Annotated in this window: 1 protein-coding gene and 1 pseudogene; one reads left to right on the top strand and one right to left on the bottom strand. The window is 33.9% G+C overall.

Going from position 1 to position 697, the window contains the following annotated elements; translation table 11 throughout:
- Positions 1-193: pseudogene (locus FUA24_RS07600) on the top strand (peptidoglycan-binding protein LysM); the annotation flags it as partial.
- A 22-nt stretch (positions 194-215) separates the two neighbouring features.
- On the opposite strand, the gene FUA24_RS07595 reads toward FUA24_RS07600, so the two are convergent.
- Positions 216-697: SAM-dependent methyltransferase (locus FUA24_RS07595; RefSeq protein ID WP_148541154.1), on the bottom strand; the 482-nt coding region annotated here is incomplete at its 5' end.

The raw sequence follows: 697 nt of genomic DNA, 5'->3' as shown, positions 1-697 counted from the left end.
TTTAGTAACAGAATCTGGTATTTTGGCTGCAGCACATTTAGCAGGGCCTGGAAGTGTGAAAAAGTATTTAAGAAGTTACGGATTAGATAACTTTGCTGATGGATTTGGTACCACCGTGTACACTTACATGAAGCGTTTTTCTGGTTATGATACTTCTTTTATTAAACCCAACAAGAAAGCAAAAGCTATGTAATGTGTTGTTTTTTGCAGTAAAATTAGCTTTTATGAATAATGAATATGGTAGGTCTTTTATGAAGGTCTACCTTATTTTTTTTCCAATTTCCGGCAGGTAGTGTTTTAATAAATTCACTTTGAAGTGTAATATCACACGCTACACAAACGCTAGTATTATCTGATAAAACAGCTGTGATATCTTCTAGCATTTTATTGTTTCGGTAAGGTGTTTCAATAAAAATTTGAGATTGATTTTGGTCAAATGATAAACGTTCTAAACGTTTTAATTCTTGTTTACGTTCATTTTTATCAATAGGAAGATAGCCGTTAAAAGCAAAACTTTGGCCATTCATACCAGAACTCATTAATGCAAGTAATATTGATGATGGCCCAACTAAAGGAACTACTTTTATGTTTTTTTGATGCGCTATTTTTACAACGTCGGCTCCCGGATCAGCAACTCCTGGGCAGCCAGCTTCAGATAATAAACCAACATTTTTACCATGTAAGCAAGGTGTTAAAA

Source organism: Seonamhaeicola marinus (assembly GCF_008085455.1).
This window is presented reverse-complemented; position numbering and strand designations above follow the sequence as displayed.